Origin of the sequence: Saccharopolyspora rectivirgula DSM 43747 (genome assembly GCF_000497205.1) — a bacterium.
In the GTDB taxonomy this organism is placed as follows: Bacteria; Actinomycetota; Actinomycetes; order Mycobacteriales; family Pseudonocardiaceae; genus Saccharopolyspora; species Saccharopolyspora rectivirgula.
Window position 1 is genome coordinate 1 of record NZ_AYJW01000079.1, and the last position, 15,513, is coordinate 15,513.

General features: G+C 66.7%; 14 protein-coding genes. 10 read left to right on the forward strand and 4 right to left on the reverse strand.

Features of this window, described 5'->3' with window-relative positions:
- The 3 genes from hypE to hypB are packed head-to-tail and all read left to right on the forward strand — an operon-like array spanning nt 1 to nt 2,152.
- Nucleotides 1-1,116 (forward strand): hydrogenase expression/formation protein HypE, encoded by a 1,116-nt coding sequence (gene hypE / locus SREC43747_RS0117045; RefSeq protein WP_081722659.1) that lies wholly within the window; start codon nt 1-3, stop codon nt 1,114-1,116.
- Nucleotides 1,116-1,445: a hydrogenase maturation nickel metallochaperone HypA/HybF gene (locus SREC43747_RS0117050; protein ID WP_029722545.1), complete on the forward strand. Its 330-nt coding sequence runs from the start codon at nt 1,116-1,118 to the stop codon at nt 1,443-1,445. Before hypE ends, SREC43747_RS0117050 begins: the two co-directional genes overlap by 1 nt.
- 2 nt (nt 1,446-1,447) lie before the next feature.
- A complete protein-coding gene (gene hypB, locus SREC43747_RS0117055) occupies nt 1,448-2,152 on the forward strand; it encodes a hydrogenase nickel incorporation protein HypB (protein WP_029722546.1) in 705 nt (234 codons plus the stop codon).
- Here hypB and hypF read toward each other — a convergent pair.
- Nucleotides 2,149-4,410: a carbamoyltransferase HypF gene (hypF, locus tag SREC43747_RS0117060; RefSeq protein WP_029722547.1), complete on the reverse strand. Its 2,262-nt coding sequence runs from the start codon at nt 4,408-4,410 to the stop codon at nt 2,149-2,151. The two genes, hypB and hypF, sit on opposite strands and share 4 nt — an antisense overlap.
- 121 nt (nt 4,411-4,531) lie before the next feature.
- Nucleotides 4,532-4,861, reverse strand: coding sequence for a WhiB family transcriptional regulator (locus tag SREC43747_RS0117065; protein ID WP_438646495.1), 330 nt, complete (start codon nt 4,859-4,861; stop codon nt 4,532-4,534).
- 277 nt (nt 4,862-5,138) lie between these two features.
- Between SREC43747_RS0117065 and SREC43747_RS19935 the strand changes: the two genes are divergently transcribed.
- The 6 genes from SREC43747_RS19935 to SREC43747_RS0117095 all read left to right on the forward strand — a co-directional run bounded on the left by SREC43747_RS19935 (nt 5,139) and on the right by SREC43747_RS0117095 (nt 12,001).
- Nucleotides 5,139-5,642, forward strand: coding sequence for a DnaJ family domain-containing protein (locus SREC43747_RS19935; protein WP_037332418.1), 504 nt, complete (start codon nt 5,139-5,141; stop codon nt 5,640-5,642).
- Between the two features lie 515 nt (nt 5,643-6,157).
- Nucleotides 6,158-7,549 carry a sugar porter family MFS transporter gene (locus tag SREC43747_RS0117075; protein WP_037332420.1) on the forward strand — a complete coding sequence of 464 codons (1,392 nt, stop codon included), beginning with the start codon at nt 6,158-6,160 and terminating at the stop codon, nt 7,547-7,549.
- A gap of 756 nt (nt 7,550-8,305) precedes the next feature.
- On the forward strand, nt 8,306-10,600 hold the full coding sequence (locus SREC43747_RS0117080) for a sensor histidine kinase (RefSeq protein ID WP_051388117.1): 2,295 nt from the start codon (nt 8,306-8,308) through the stop codon (nt 10,598-10,600).
- Nucleotides 10,601-10,624: 24 nt separating this feature from the next.
- On the forward strand, nt 10,625-11,041 hold the full coding sequence (locus SREC43747_RS0117085; protein ID WP_029722553.1) for a roadblock/LC7 domain-containing protein: 417 nt from the start codon (nt 10,625-10,627) through the stop codon (nt 11,039-11,041).
- Between the two features lie 2 nt (nt 11,042-11,043).
- On the forward strand, nt 11,044-11,403 hold the full coding sequence (locus SREC43747_RS0117090) for a DUF742 domain-containing protein (protein ID WP_029722554.1): 360 nt from the start codon (nt 11,044-11,046) through the stop codon (nt 11,401-11,403).
- 49 nt (nt 11,404-11,452) lie between these two features.
- Complete coding sequence (locus SREC43747_RS0117095; protein WP_029722555.1) at nt 11,453-12,001, forward strand: GTP-binding protein; 549 nt, start codon at nt 11,453-11,455, stop codon at nt 11,999-12,001.
- A 58-nt stretch (nt 12,002-12,059) separates the two neighbouring features.
- Here SREC43747_RS0117095 and SREC43747_RS0117100 read toward each other — a convergent pair whose 3' ends face one another.
- Both SREC43747_RS0117100 and SREC43747_RS0117105 read right to left on the reverse strand, forming a co-directional pair.
- Nucleotides 12,060-13,436, reverse strand: a complete 1,377-nt coding sequence (locus SREC43747_RS0117100; protein ID WP_029722556.1) for a tryptophanase — start codon at nt 13,434-13,436, stop codon at nt 12,060-12,062.
- A gap of 86 nt (nt 13,437-13,522) precedes the next feature.
- Nucleotides 13,523-14,425 (reverse strand): tryptophan dimethylallyltransferase family protein, encoded by a 903-nt coding sequence (locus SREC43747_RS0117105; RefSeq protein WP_269077929.1) that lies wholly within the window; start codon nt 14,423-14,425, stop codon nt 13,523-13,525.
- Between the two features lie 796 nt (nt 14,426-15,221).
- Here SREC43747_RS0117105 and SREC43747_RS22050 point away from each other — a divergent pair.
- A partial coding sequence (locus SREC43747_RS22050; protein ID WP_236623250.1) for a hypothetical protein occupies nt 15,222-15,513 on the forward strand: 292 nt, incomplete at its 3' end.

The window sequence follows — 15,513 nt, forward strand, 5'->3', positions numbered from 1 at the left end:
ATGACCTCCCGCGAAGTGGCCGGGAGCAGTGCTGCGGCCGGTATGGACCCCCGGGAGCAGCAAGTGCTCGACCGCATCGAGAGAGCGCGTCGGCGCAAGCCGAAGGTGAAGGAAGACCTGATCACGCTTGCGCACGGTTCCGGAGGGAAAGCCACCCAGACGCTGGTGGACGCGGTGTTCGTGGACAGCTTCCGGAACGAACTGCTGGAGAAGCTGGACGACGCCGCCGAGCTCGCCGTGGGGCAGTCGCGGATCGCTTTCACCACGGACTCCTTCGTGGTCTCCCCGCTGTTCTTCCCCGGCGGGAACATCGGTGAACTGGCGGTCAACGGAACCGTCAACGACCTGGCCGTCAGCGGGGCCAAACCGCTCTTCCTGTCCGCCGGTTTCATCATCGAAGAGGGCTTCCCGGTGGCCGAACTGACCCGGGTGGTCGACTCGATGGCCGATGCTGCCTGCCGGGCCGGGGTGCAAGTGGTCACCGGGGACACCAAGGTGGTCCAGCGGGGCAAGGCCGACGGATGCTACATCAACACCGCCGGGATCGGAGTGCGGCAAACCGAACACCAACTCGGGGCAGGGAGCATCCGGCCGGGAGACGCCGTGCTGGTCTCCGGGCCGGTGGGCGACCACGGGATCACCGTGATGCTCGCCCGAGGTGAGCTGGACATCGATTCCGACGTGGTGTCGGACACCGCGGCGCTGCACGAGCTGGTGGACGGGCTGCTGCGGGCAGTTCCCGGCGTCCGGGTGCTGCGGGACCCGACCCGCGGAGGGGTGGCCACCGTGCTCAACGAGCTGGCCCGGGCCGCCGGAGTCTCAGTGCTGCTCGACGAGCAGGCCGTTCCGGTGCGCACCGAGGTCCGCGGGGCCGCTGAACTGCTGGGCATAGACCCGCTGTACGTGGCCTGCGAGGGCCGCGCTGTAGCCGTCGTCGACGGCGCGCAAGCTGATGCAGCGCTGGCTGCGCTGCGCTCCCACCCACTGGGGGAGCAGGCGGCGATCATCGGGCGGATAACCACCGAGCCGCCGGGAATGGTCCTGGCGCAAACCGCTTTCGGGGGAACGCGCATCGTTGACGTCCTCGTCGGCGACCCGTTGCCGCGAATCTGCTGATGCACGAGCTGAGCGTTACCCAGAGCATTGTGGACGCGGTGCTGCACGCGGTGCCCGACGGCGAGATCAAGGGAGTCCACCTGGAAATCGGAAAGCTCTCCGGAGTGGTGCCGGATGCCGTGCGGTTCTGCTTCGAAATCGTCGCCGCGGACTCCCGGTTGCAAGGAGCCGACCTGGAGATCACGGAACCGAGCGGGCGAGGGCGCTGCCGCAGCTGCGGCGCGGAATTCGAGATCGACGACTTCATCGTCCTGTGTTCCTGCGGAAGCGCCGATGTGGCTGTGCTCTCCGGGCAGGAGCTGCGGATCAAAGCCGTGGAGGTGGTGTGAGGATGTGCGGTACCTGCGGTTGCTCGGAGAACACCGAGCAGTCCAGCGCGCCCCGGGTGGTCCCGCTCGAGCAACGGGTGCTGGCCAAGAACGACGAGCTGGCCGAGAGCAATCGGGCCTGGCTGCGGGAACGCGGAGTGGTCGCCATCAACCTGATGAGCTCTCCGGGGGCGGGCAAGACGACGCTGCTGGAGCGGACCCTGCGCGACTTCACCGGTGCCGCGGTCGGCGTTGTCGAAGGGGACCAGGAGACGGATTTCGACGCTGCCAGGCTGCGCGCGGCGGGGTGTTCCGCCGTGCAGCTCAACACCGGCACCGGCTGCCACCTCGACGCGGCCATGGTGCGCCGCGGTTTGGAGGAACTGCAGCCACCCGCCGGTTCGGTGGTGTTCGTGGAGAACGTCGGGAACCTGGTGTGCCCGGCGCTGTTCGACCTCGGTGAGCAGGCCGGGGTGGTCATCGCCTCGGTGCCCGAGGGCGAGGACAAGCCGTTGAAGTACCCGCACATGTTCCGCGCGGCGGACGTGGTGCTGCTGAACAAGACCGACCTGCTGCCGCACTTGGCGTTCGACGTGCGCCGGTTCGAGGAGAACGCCCGGCGGATCAATCCGCAGGTGCGGGTGCTGCCGGTGTCGGCGCTGCGGGGAAGCGGACTCGACCAGTGGTACTGCTGGCTGGAAGCGCAGCTGCCGGTGGCCGCTGGCTAGCCGGCGAGCTGCGCGGCGGCGACGACGGCTTGCCCGAGGCTGATCCCCCCGTCGTTGGCCGGCACCCGGGAGTGGACCAGCACTCGGAAGCCGTGGTCCTCCAGTGATTCGGTGGTCCGCTGCTGCAGCAGGGAGTTCTGGAACACGCCGCCGGAGAGGGCCACCGTGGTGATCCCGGTGCTGTTCCGCAACAACCGGCAGGTGCGGGTGATCGCGGCGGCCAGCCCGTTGTGGAAACGCGCGGAGATCACCGGCACCGGAACTCCGGAGCGCAGATCGGCCAGCGCGGCGCTGATCAACTCGCAACCGCGCAGCTGGCGCACCGGGCCGCCGGTCACGGTCACGGGGTAGCTGCCGTGCTCCGCGGGATCGGCGAGTTGCTCGAGCTCGATCGCGGCCTGCCCCTCGTAGGAGACCGCGTCCCGGACACCGACGAGCGCGGCCACGGCGTCGAACAAGCGGCCGGCGCTGGAGGTGAGCGGGGAATGGGGGCGCTGTTCGAGCAACGCCGCCACGTGCCGCCAACTCGGGTTGCGGCGCAGCACCGGGAGCTCTGCGGCGAGTTCACCTGCTTGCGCCAGGTAGGCCACGGCCATTCGCCAGGGCTGGCGGATGGCCGTGGTGCCTCCCGGCAGCGGGACCGGCTCCAAGTGCGCCAGCCGGCGGTAGTCGGCCAGGTCGGCCAGCAAGAACTCGCCGCCCCAAATGGTCCCGTCCGCACCGAGCCCCAACCCGTCGAACGCGATCCCGAGCACCGGCCCGTCCACCTCGTTGTCGGCCAGGCAGGAAGCGATGTGCGCGTGGTGGTGTTGGACGCCGATCAGCCTGATGTCGGCGAGTTCACCGGCGTACTTGGTGGACAGGTACTCCGGGTGCAGGTCGTGGGCGACGACGGCTGGATCGATGCCGAACAGCTGGCGGAAGTGCGCGATCCCTTCGGTGTAGGACTGGTAGGTCTGGTAGTCCTCGAGGTCCCCGATGTGGTGGGAGAGGAAGACCTCGTGGCCTTTGCCGATGGCGAAGGTGTTCTTCAGCTCGGCACCGCAGGCCAGGACCGGCTCCGGGAACGTCCAGGGCACCCGCACCGGTTCCGGGACGTACCCGCGCGATCGGCGGAGGAACTGCGGCTTGCCGCGGAAGACCCGGACCACGGAGTCGTCGGTGCGGATGTGGATCGGCCGGTCGTGCGTCAGGAAGGCGTCGGCGATGCCCGACAACCTGTCGAGGGCGTCCTGGTCCAGGTGGGCGATCGGCTCGTCGGAGACGTTCCCGCTGGTCAGCACGATCGGCTGGGGGAACTTCCGCAGCAGCAGGTGGTGCAGCGGGGTGTAGGGCAGCATGATCCCCAGCCGCCGGTTGCCGGGGGCCACGGCGGGGGCGATGTCGGTGCGCGGTCGCCGCCGCAGCAGCACGATCGGTCGAGCTCGGGAGCTGAGCAGGGCTTCCTCCGCGGGGTCGAGCTGGCACAATTCGGCGGCTTGGTGGAGGTCGGCCACCATCACCGCGAACGGTTTGTCCGCGCGGTGCTTGCGCTTGCGCAGCGCCCCGGTGGCGTCTTCGCTGGTGGCGTCCACCGCGAGGTGGTAGCCCCCGAGCCCTTTGACGGCCAGGACCTCGCCGCGGCGCAGCGCCGCGGCGGCCAGTTCCACCGGGTCGCCGTCCACCGGTGTCCCGGCCCCGTCGGTGAACCGCAGTCGGGGACCGCATTCCGGGCAGCACACCGGTTGGGCGTGGAACCGCCGGTTGGTCGGGTCGTGGTACTCCCGGTGGCAGTGGGCGCACAGCGGGAACCCGGCCATGGTGGTGTGCTCGCGGTCGTAGGGCACGTCGCGGGTGATGGTGAACCGGGGACCGCAATTGGTGCAGTTGATCAGGGGGTAGGCGAATCGCCTGTCGGCCGGGTCGGAGAGTTCTCGCAAGCAGTCCGAACAGGTCGCGCTGTCCGCTGCGACCAGAACCGCTCGGGGGCCGTCGGCAGTGCTGTCGGCGACGTGGAAGTGGAATTCGCCCCGGGGTTCGAGCGGCTCGACGTCGATCTGGTCGATCACCGCCAGGGGCGGAGCTTGCTCGCGCAGTGCGGTGAGGAATCGGTCGATGCGCTCAGGGGCGCCTTCGGCTTCGATGAGGACGCCACGCGCGTCGTTGCTGACGTGCCCGCCCAGGCCGAGTTCGGTCGCGATCGAGTAGGTGAACGGGCGGAAGCCGACCCCCTGCACAATTCCTGCGACGCGAATTCTTCTCCGCACTCGGTTGTTCATTGCCACAGTCTTGCGCGGCTGTGGTCGGCACGCACTCGCGCTGTTCCCGCGGTAGCGGTACGGAGGCGGATCGGTGCCGGCTGCGGTCAGCGCTCCCGCAGTGGGGCGCGGGGTGAGCGGCTCAGCTCGCCCGGCGAGTGGTGTACTTGCGGTTCCCCCGGCGCTGCGCGATGATCTCCCAGCGTTCCCGTTCGCCAAGGCCGCCCCATATTCCGTAGGGCTCGTCGGCCTGCAGGGCGTATTCCCGGCATTGCTCGATGACCGGACAGCGGGCGCAGATCTCCTTGGCCCTCTGCTCCCTGCGCGCTCGTGCGTTGCCCCGCTCGTTCTCCGGGTGGAAGAAACGCTGAGTGCTCATGTGCCGGCAGGCGGCTTTCATTTGCCATTGCCAGGTTTCAGCAACTGGCTTGGGCAGGCGGTTGATCGCGGTCATCGCTGAAGTACCTCGCATATGTGGTTCTCAGGCTCGCTACGCCAACGTTTACCCACTTGTGTCGGACACAAACACTCCGCTGGACACGCAATTGCCGACAGCACTTTCGAAGTCCTTTGAGGACCTGGGGCAGGCGCTCGAGCCGGAACGCCGGAGGAGCGGCGCTGTCCCGATCAGCCGGGCGGTGGACCGGGTGAGGCCGCCCCGAGCTCTGAGCACGGTGGTCACCGTGCGTGTTCACCGCGGGGAGCGCCGGTATGCTGGAGGCGCACGGAGGGTGACACGAGGTGCGGCGATGACGGAACGGAAGCCTCCCGACCTGACGTTCGAGTCCTGGATAGACCGCCAGATCCGGGAAGCCGCCGAGCGGGGCGAGTTCGACGACCTCCCGGGGGCGGGCAAGCCGCTGCCCAAGCACGACCCGAACGACGAGCTGTGGTGGATCAGGAGCTACGTCGAGCGGGAGGGCCTGTCCGCAGAAGCACTGCTGCCGACTCCCCTCCAGTTGCGAAAGGAAATCGAGCGCTTGCCGAGCCAGGTCCAGGACTTGGGCAGCGAACAGGCGGTGCGGGACGTGGTGGGCGAGCTCAACAGGAGGGTCGTGGCGTGGCTCCGCGCTCCGTCCGGTCCGCGCATTCCGCTGAGCACTGTTGATCCCGATGAGGTGGTGGCCCAGTGGCGCGCTGGTCGGGACCGCTCCGCGGCCGCGGGGGAGCCGGCTGCTCCGCAGCGGTCGGAACGCCCCACCGGAAACACCGGAAAGCTGAAGTGGTTGCTCCGCGTTTTCCGGTGCCGTTGAATTGCGGTGTTCCGCTGGGAGGGAATTGCGATTCCTGGCGCATTGGAATTCCCGCGTCGCAGTCGTGCTCGAATTCCGCGCGGTGAAGGGCGGCGGAATCTCGTGGTGAATCGGGGCGCTGAGATCCGGAGTTCGTTCTCGACCGGCTTTCCCCGTCGAATGTGCTGTGGATCACTGGCGAAAGTTTGGGCTTGAGCCGGATCCTCCGGTTTCGGAGCGCCTTTCCGCGAACGGCGGAGATGTGGGAAATGGCACGGGGCCGGTGCTGAGAATCCGCGGAGATGCATCGCACAGGTGATCTCCGGGGAATCTGGTGCTATTACTGGAAGCGGCCGGCAACGGCTTTTCCCGTTACTGGTGTGGGCGGATTCACTTCGCTAGCGCGAGCCGCTTGCTGCGGCATCAGGTTGTTCGTACGGGAGGGAAAGTCGTTCATGCGCGCTGGTGCTCCGAGTAACAGGTCGGCGCTGCCACCGGAAGGGGTGCGAATGTCGGAGGTTGGTGGAAGATCCGCCGTGGAGCAGGTCCAGCCGAGGAGCAGCGGGTCGCACGTCCGCCGACTCTGGCTGACCATGCTCATCGCCACCTTCGGTGGCCTGCTGTTCGGCTACGACACCGGGGTCATCAACGGTGCCCTGCCGTACATGCAGCACGACCTCGGTCTCACGCCCTTCACCGAGGGGTTGGTGACCAGTTCGCTGCTGCTCGGTGCGGCAGGAGGCGCCTTCTACAGCGGGAGGTTCTCCGACCGCTACGGGCGTCGCCGCACGCTGCTGGTGCTCTCGGTGGTCTTCCTGGTCGGAACGTTGGCGTGCACGTTCGCGCCGAACACCGCGGTGATGGTCGCCGCGCGCTTCCTGCTCGGCACAGCGGTGGGTGGCGCTTCGGTCATCGTGCCGGCCTACCTGGCCGAGGTCTCCCCGGCTGAGCGCCGCGGGCGCTTGGTGACGCAGAACGAGTTGATGATCGTCAGTGGACAGTTGATCGCTTACGTCGTCAACGCGCTGATCGCTCATCTGTGGGGGGACTCGCTCGGTGTCTGGCGTTGGATGCTGGTGGTCGCCGTGCTGCCGGCGATCGTGCTGGGGCTGGGCATGATCGCCATGCCGGAGAGCCCGCGCTGGCTGGCGCTCAAGAGGCGGTTCGGGGAAGCGCTCGGCGTGCTGCGCCAGCTGCGACCTCCGGAGCGGGCGGAACGGGAGCTGGCCGAGGTCAAGCAGCTGGCCGAGAACCAGCGGAAGGAACGCAGCGGCGGTTTCGCCGATCTCGCCACCCCGTGGATACGGCGCCTGGTGTTCGTCGGGTTCGGCATCGCGGTCGTCCAGCAGATCACCGGCGTCAACTCGATCATGTACTACGGTTCCCAGATCCTCTCCGGAGCCGGGTTCTCCCGGGACGGTGCGCTCACCGCGCAGATCGCCAACGGCGTCATCTCGGTCCTCGCTACGTTCGTGGGCATCTACCTGCTGGGCAAGGTCAACCGCCGGCCGATGCTGCTGACCGGCCTGGTGGGTACGACGTCCTCCCTGGTGTTGATCGGTCTGTTCTCGTTCGTGTTACCGGAAGGGACCGCCCGGGCTTTTGTGATCTTGACCCTGATGGTGGTTTTCCTGGCGTTCCAGCAGGGAGCGGTGTCGCCGGTCACCTGGTTGATGCTCTCGGAGATCTTCCCGCTGCGCATTCGCGGTTTCGCGATGGGAGCCGCGGTCCTGGCGCTGTGGCTGACGAACTTCCTCGTGGCGTTGTCGTTCCCGGTGCTGGTCGACGCGATCACGGTGGCCAACACGTTCTTCGTCTTCGCCGTCGTCGGGCTCGCGGCCATCACCTTCGTCGCCCGCGCGGTGCCGGAGACCCGCGGTCGCTCGCTGGAGGTGCTCGAGATGGAGTTGCGCGATCGCTTCGCGTGATCCTGCGCACCGTTGACCGCACCGGGCAGTTCGGTTGCCCGGCAGTGATCGAGAAAACATCGAACGCGGGGGCGAGTTGCGGTACCGGCTGGTGTCGGCGAGACCGGCACCAGCCGGTTTTTTGGTGGCCGAGGCGTTGTCGACCTGGACCGCCGCGCTCGACATCCGGCGGGTGGGGCGTGGTGCGGGGCGGTCACCAGCGGGACGTGCTGTTCAGCGCAACCGACCGATGTTAGTTGCCAATCCCGGTCGACGCCCGTCATTGTGGGAAAACTCCGCTGGGAAACTCGAGGATTCCGGTTGTTCGCGTGCTGCCCAGCGAGAAACCCGACGCCACCCTCGAACGGGTGATCATCATCCGCTACAGTGCGTCGCATCACGGGGGCCACGGAAGAGTGGCAGGCGGGAGTGCGAACTCACCGGTGTCGGGTAGTGGAAAGGAGACCTTCCAGCATCACTCGGATCGAGGACCTGCCGGATGAGAGCCGCGCTGGACGGCGTTCCCCGGGCTGCTAGCGGCTGGCGTGATGGCCTCATTGCTTCTGCCTGTCCATAGGTGTGCTCCGGCATGCGTCTGCAGATGGTCTTGTGCTCCACGACGGAGCTTGGACGAACGATGGAAAGTGCGTGGAAGTGACGACCCAGGAGAAGTCTTCCCCAGGTTTACGGCCTCTGAGACGGAAATACCGCGAAAAGGCAGAAGACGCCTCGATCAAATCGCGGCTGACGTGGACAGTCGCCATTCCGTGGATTGTCGTGCTCATCATCTGGGCGATCAGCTGCTCGGTGTTCGCCTTCGACGCCGTCTACACGCGGCAGATCGCCGTCACGGTGCGTGAGGTTTCGCTGCCCGCCGTGTCCGCGCTGGAGGCCGTTCAGCGGGAGCGCCAGCTCAGCATGGACGCGGTCAGCCGCGGGCTGGCTGGAACTCCGGAGCTCGATGTCCAGCAGAACCGCACCGACCAGTCCCTGGACCAGCTGGAAGACGTCATCGATTCAGTGCTGCGCTCGGCTCCGGACGAAGTTCGCAGGCCGCTGGACAGGCTGAGCAACTACTTCGACGAGCTGCCGGAGATGCGGTCCCGGATCGCTTCCCGCAGCGTCTCGCCGACCGAAGTCGGCACCTACTACAACGGTCTGTTCGACGCCGCTACCGTCCTGTTCGACACCCAGGCGCGCGTCGTCCGGGACACCGACTCCATGCAGGGCGCCTTGGCCGCGACCTCGTTGTTCCGCGCCTCGGACCTGTTCGCACGCGAGGCGGCGATCGTCAACGCGGCGCTCAACTCCGGTCAGGTGGACGCCGAGCGGTACCGGGAGTTGGTCAACTACATCGGCGCCTACCGGCTGGAACTGCAGAACAGCTCCAGCCACGTGGTCCCGGAAGTCCGCCAGGCTTACCGGCAGCTGACCGATTCTGCTGAATGGAAGCAGGTTCGCGCGGCTGAAGACGCCATCCTGGCCCACGGCGTGTGGAACCAGGGCAATCCGCCGGTCGACCCCGCCCAGTGGCGGCAGAACGCCAACGAGGTCCAGGAGAAGTTGGCGCAGCTGGTCCGGCACCAGGCCGACCTGGTGTCGGCGCAGACCGTGGAGAGCGGCAGCCAGACGATGTGGACGGTGCTGTGGGGAAGCCTGCTCACCCTGGCCCTCGCCGGTGTCTCGTTCTTCTTCACCAGCCGCCTCTACCGCAGCGTCGTGGACGAGGCGCTGCTCACCCGTCTGCGGGGGCTGCGCAACGTGTCGCTGGAGATGGCGCGGCGATTGCCGGAACTGGTCAACCGGATCCGCGAAGGCAAGCACGTCGACGTCGAGCAGGAGACTTCCAGCCTCCAGCACTACGGAAACGACGAGATCGGCCAGGTGGCGCACGCTATCCGCACCTTCCAGCAGGAGGCCGTGGAGGCCGCGGTCGGGGAGAGCCGTGCCCGGCAGGGCGCCCGAGTGGTGTTCGTCGGCATGGCGCGCCGCATCCAGCGACTGCTGCGCCAGATGCACGGCACGATCGACGTCCTGGAGCGCAACGAGGAGAACTCCGGCCAGTTGGCCCGGCTCTACGAGCTGGACAACTCCACCACCCGGGCACGGCGGACGGTGGAGAACCTGCTGGTGCTGGGTGACCAGCAGCCGGGCCGCAGGTGGAGCAAGCCGGTTCCGCTGATGGACGTGCTGCGGTCGGCGATTTCCGAGATCGACCAGTACTCCAGGGTGGTTCTCGGCCACGTGCCGGACATCGCGGTCTCCGGTGCCGCTGTCGGTGACACGATCCACCTCATCTCCGAACTGATCGACAACGCCACGGCTTTCTCCCCGCCGCACACCCAGGTGCACGTGGACGCCACCGAAGTGGCCCGGGGAGTCGCGATCGACATCGCCGACCAAGGGCTGGGCATGAGCGAAGAAGACCGTGCCCGGGCGAACCGGATGATGTCCGATCCACCGGAGTTCGACCGGCTGGTGCTGGAGAACAACAAGGCCGAGCAGCTCGGTCTGTTCACCGCCGCTCGGCTGGCAGAACGCCGCGACGTCCACGTCGAGTTCGGCGTCTCCGCTTATGGCGGCACCCGGGCCACGGTGCTCCTCCCCGACCGCATCCTGGAGAACCCGGAACCCGAGCAGGACCAGCCCGAGCCGGAGCCGGTGCCGGCGATGCCGAGGCAGCGGGAGCACGGCTGGAGCGGCCAAGTCCTCAGCGTCGCCTCCGTCCCCAAGCCGAGCACCGACGACACCACAGCGACCAAGGCCCGGGAAACGGTCTGGCCGCCGGCCGAGCCGCCGGTAGAACCCGCGGCTTCCGAACCCGAGAGACCGCAACCACCGCAACCCGAGCAGCGGCAGGAAGCGTCTCAGCAGTCGGGCGAGGACAGCCAGGCGTCGTCCCCGAAACGGCCACCGCTGCCGAAGCGAGTTCCGCAAACACACCTTGCGGAGGGACTGCGCGAAGAACCCGATCCCGAGGAGCAGTCCATCGTCGCGTCCCCGAGCCGGTTGGCGAGCTTCCGGCGCGCCTTCAAGGGCGGTTTCGAGAACCGTCCGGAGGACCGCTCCTGAGAACAGACGAGAAGTGAGGTGGGCATGACTGAAACAGCATCGAAACTGAGTTGGCTATTGGACGATTTCGTTTCCGGCGTGCACGGCGTCGACCACGCCATCGTGCTGTCCAACGACGGCCTGGTCATCGCCAGCTCGGCCGGACTCGACCGCGACTCGGCTGACAAGCTGGCGGCCGCGTCCTCGAGTCTGCGCAGCATCGGCAAAGGGGTGAGCAAGGACTTCGACCGCGGCGCGGTGGCCCAGACCCACGTCGAGATGGAACGCGGCTTCCTGTTCGTTTCAGCCGCGGGCAGCGGTGCCTGCCTGTCAGTGCTGACCGCTCCAGAGGCGGACATCGAGCTCGTCGCTTACGAGATGGGACGACTGGTCACCCGGGTTGGGAACTTCCTGACTGCCGCTCCGCGCGACCTGCACGGTGCTGTAGCAGAAAGGACCTGACCATGGACGAGGCGTGGTATGACGAGGAAGCGGGACCTATAGTCCGGCCCTACACGATCACGCGTGGCCGAACCCCAAGCAATCGCACGCGGCTCGATCAGGCCACGCAGGTCGTCACCGTCGAGCCCCGGCCGGAAACGCCGCGGCTCGAGCTCACCCCGGAACACAAGCGCATATTGGACACGTGCTACCGGCCGGTGTCCATCGCGGAGCTCTCCGCGATGATGGCCCAACCCTCGGGTGTGATCCGGGTGCTTTGCGGCGACCTGCTCGAACATGGCGCGATCTTCGTGCGCTCGCCTCGTAGAGAAGTCAGCCGAGACATCTTGGAGCAGGTATACCGTGGGCTTTGCAGACTCTAGCCATCCCGGAACCCGCGCCCCGGGAAAGGACAACGCTGCGCCTATTCCGGTGAAGCTGGTCGTGGCGGGCGGCTTCGGCGTCGGGAAAACGACTTTCGTCGGTGCGGTCAGTGAAATTCCGCCGCTGACCACCGAGGAAGAGATGACCGTCGCCAGCGAGGGCGTGGACGACCTCAGCGGCCTGGAGCGCAAGGAAACGACAACGGTCGCCCTGGACTTCGGTCGCATCACGATCTCCGACGAGATCGTGCTGTACTTGTTCGGGGCGCCGGGGCAGAACCGGTTCTGGCCGCTGTGGAACGACCTGGCGCTCGGTGCTGTCGGTGCCGTGGTGCTGGTGGACACGCGCAAGCTAGAGGACGGCTTCGCCTCCGTCGACTTCTTCGAACGACGCGGTATCCCGTTCATCGTGGCGGTCAACTGCTTCGACGACGCCTACCGGTACGAGCCGGAAGAGGTCAGAGAAGCGCTGGTCATCTCGCCGGAGATCCCGGTTGTGCTGTGCGATGCCCGGGAGCGCGAATCGGCCAAGAACTCCTTGTTGACCTTGGTTCGGCACGCCATAGATCGGATTCCAGCTCCAGCCGAAGTCAGTTGAGCTGGAACGACGAAGCCGGGCTGCGCGCGCAGCCCGGCTTCGTTTTCGTTGTGGATCGTCAGAGCGTCACCGGCTCGGTGCGGCAGCGGAAGTGCCGCAGCACCTTGGGAGCGTGCGTGATCCGGTAACCGGGCACCTGCTCCGGGTCCTTGGCGATCTCGGCCAGGACCTCACCCACGTACTCCCAGTGGCTGTGGTCGTACACCCGGCGCGGGAGGGCGAGCCGGACCAACTCGAACGGAGCGGGCTTGACCAGCTGGTTGTGCTCGTTCAACTCCCCCAGGTACAGCGAGCCGAGTTCCGAGCAGCGGATGCCGCCTTCCCGGTACAGCGCGCAGGCCAGTGCGTGCCCGGGGAACTGCTCGGGCCCCAGGTGCGGCAGCAACCGCCCGGCGTTGAGGTAGATCCCGTGCAGGCCGGCGGGCTGCACAGTGCTCACCCCGGCGTTGCGCGCGCACTCGGCCAGGAAGGACGCTTCCCGCTCGCGGTCGGCCAGGTAGTGCGGGTCCAGCACTTCGCGCAGACCCTGGGCCAGGATTTCCAGGGTGTGCCCGGTCAGCCCGCCGTAAGTCCGGAACCCTTCGGTGGCGATGACGTCGACCTCGCACCGGTCTGCGAGTTCGGAGTCGTGCACCCCGATGAACGCGCCTTCGGGGGAGAGCCCGTCCTTCTTCAGACTGGCTATCGCACCGTCGGCCAGTTCGAAAGCTCGCCGAGCGACGTCCCGCGGCGTCCAGTCCTGGTAACCGGGTTCTCGGCGGGTGACGAGCCAGGCGTTCTCGGCGAACCGCGCGGCGTCCAGGATCAGCGGAACGCCGTGGGACCGGGCGATGGCACTGGCCGCTTCGATGTTGGCGATCGAGACCGGTTGGCCACCGCCGCCGTTGTTGGTGATGGTGAGCAGGATCTGTCCGACCCGGTGCCCATCCGGTCCGGAGAGGACGTTCTTCAACGCCTCCAGGTCGATGTTCCCCTTGAACGGTTCTTCGCTGTCGAGATCGCTGGCTTCCGGGCAGGGGAGGTCGAGGGCTTGCGCACCGAGCCGTTCCACATTGGCCCGAGTCGTGTCGAAATGGGTATTGCTGATGCTGATCTTGCCCGGTCCGAGCAGAGCGGAGAACAGCACCCGCTCCGCAGCTCGTCCTTGGTGGACGGGAAGGATGTGCCGGTAGGGGACGATGTCGCGCACCGCTTCCCGGAACCGGTAGAACGATTCCGCTCCGGCATAGCGCTCGTCGGCCCGTTGCGCCCAAGCCTGCTGGTCGATCGAGACGGCCCCCGTCCCGGAGTCCGACAGCAGGTCGAGGCTGACCATGTCGGCGGGGATGTTGAAAGGATTGTGCCCGGCCCGGTCCAGTTCTTGGATCCGCTGCTCCCGCGTGGTGATCGGGATGGGGCGCACAACGGCGGCAACGAATGGCCTCAGGTAAGGCATTTGGCGTTTCTCCCTCGAATTTCCTGCGCTCACCGATGAGCACAAAGGAGCCCGCTGGTGAAAGGTCATCACCAGCGGGCTTGAAGTCACCGCGGAGTTCCTCCGTACGCTTCCGAGGACAAGTAGACGGTGCTTCCGATGGTGCTGGCGCTCATCCGCAGTGAAACGTGCGCGATGATCCCGGAATTCGCCTCCAGCGGTCGGTTGCGCACAGCGGCGATCATCTCGTCCAACCCGGTGGGTTCGACGCCGAACTGCGGAAGGGTGTCCAGCACCCGTTCCCGGGCCACTCCGTCATGGGGGACGTAGTCCCGAATGGGAACGTAAACGCTGTAGTTGCTGGGGGTCGAGGTGTCCCCTTCGACGAAGGAGTAGCTGGAAACGAGTGGTCGACCGGCGAAGATCTCGGTGTCGCCGCCCAGCAGCGAACAGAACTTCCCGGCTTGCCCGGGGTCGATCCCGGGGACCGCGGCAGCAGCTCGTTCGGCGACGGCGGCGCTGGCTTCTTCCTGGGCCACGTAGATCTTGACCCGGGATTGCGGGCTGTGGTCCAGGTCCACGGCGAAGAAGGCGAAGTGGTCCTTGTCGCCGCGCTGCAGCGCGTACTTCTCCACGGTCTGGTACGCCTCGTGCAGGCCGAGGCGGTCGAGCGAGTCAGCGACGATTTCCCTGGAACGTTCCGGGCCGTGCACTTCCGGGTTGAAGTACACCTTGAACTTGGGTTCTTTGCCCGGGCTGAAAATGAAGGAATACCACCAGGCGAACTTCCCCTGCGGTTCTTCGGCGAGGAAGAGCTCCTGGACCGAGCGGAGTCGGTCCAGCGCTAGGTCGTATTCCCGCGACACGTTGTCCAAGAACTCTTGCGCAGCTTGCAGATTGGCGCTGGCGCTGGGCTGCGCAGCGATGGTTTCGGCCAGGATGCGGAGGTGCCGCTGTCCGTTGTCGTCGAACTGTACGGAGAATTCGATTGGTGTTGCATCGTCAGCCACATCGGATGGCCACAACGGCGGTTCGGTCAGTGGACGGCTCGCCGCGGTGCTGAGCAGCTGCTCCAGCAGCCGGACCGGATGCCGGTCCTCGATACCGACAACTTCGCACAGGTCACGCAGTTGACTGGTAGTGAATTCACCGAGCGTGCCACCGGCAACGCGCATGAACAACCCCGATCAGTTTAATGCTGTACCGGCCTAGACCAGCGACTCCTGAATTACGGTGGGTAACGATATTACTCTTGATCTTGATTCACTAGGCCCTTTCAAGTGATCTTGGACATGCCTTCGTGTGCAGAGAGATGTAGTGCTACTAGTCTGAAAGGGTTAATGTCCTCGTATGAGGGTGAACGTTTCTTCCACCTGACCTCCCGCGGAGATTTCGCCGCGCTCGAACGATTTCCCAGGTCTCGGCGTTCACATCCCCAGCGCAGTGGTTCGCTCGACTCGCACCGCACCGAAGCCGGTGCTCGCGGGGTAGGACTGCTGGGGGCGGAGTCCCGCGGACTTCCGGTCTGCGGATGGCGCCGTCCCGTCGCGAAGTGGTGGTCCGGCCGCTCCGGTTGCGCGGGAAGCGAAGGAGGTTTCCGACTTCAGCTCCGCCGGGAAGCCCGAACCTGACGGCGCGGCACCGCTTCGAAGCGGTCGCGCCCGGACGGAGAGCAACGGAAAAACCTACCGGTGCAACGAGGTCCGGCGGCGAGCGAGGCTGCTTCAGCAGCTTGCCGTGGCGTCCGTATCATCAGCGCCGGGCCGAGCCGCACCGGGGCTTTCCGGGACGGGGCAAGGGCGACGAGTGGAAGCGAGTGTCGTGATGGCATCTGACGTGGACCGGGCCGAGCGCACCGGGATCATAGGACGGATCGATCCGTTCTGCTGGTTACCAGTCGTACCGCTGCTTGTTCTCACCGTTTTCTCGCTGATCACCGGCATCCCGGTGCTCGCGGTCCTGTTCGGAGTCTCAGCGCTGGCACTGCTGGCCTTCGATTCCTGGGTGAACCGGCCGCGGAAGGACGACGCTCCCGTCTCGAGCGCTGGACGCAAGCACCTGGTCGAAGCAGATCGGCGGTTTCTACTCCTTCGAGCAC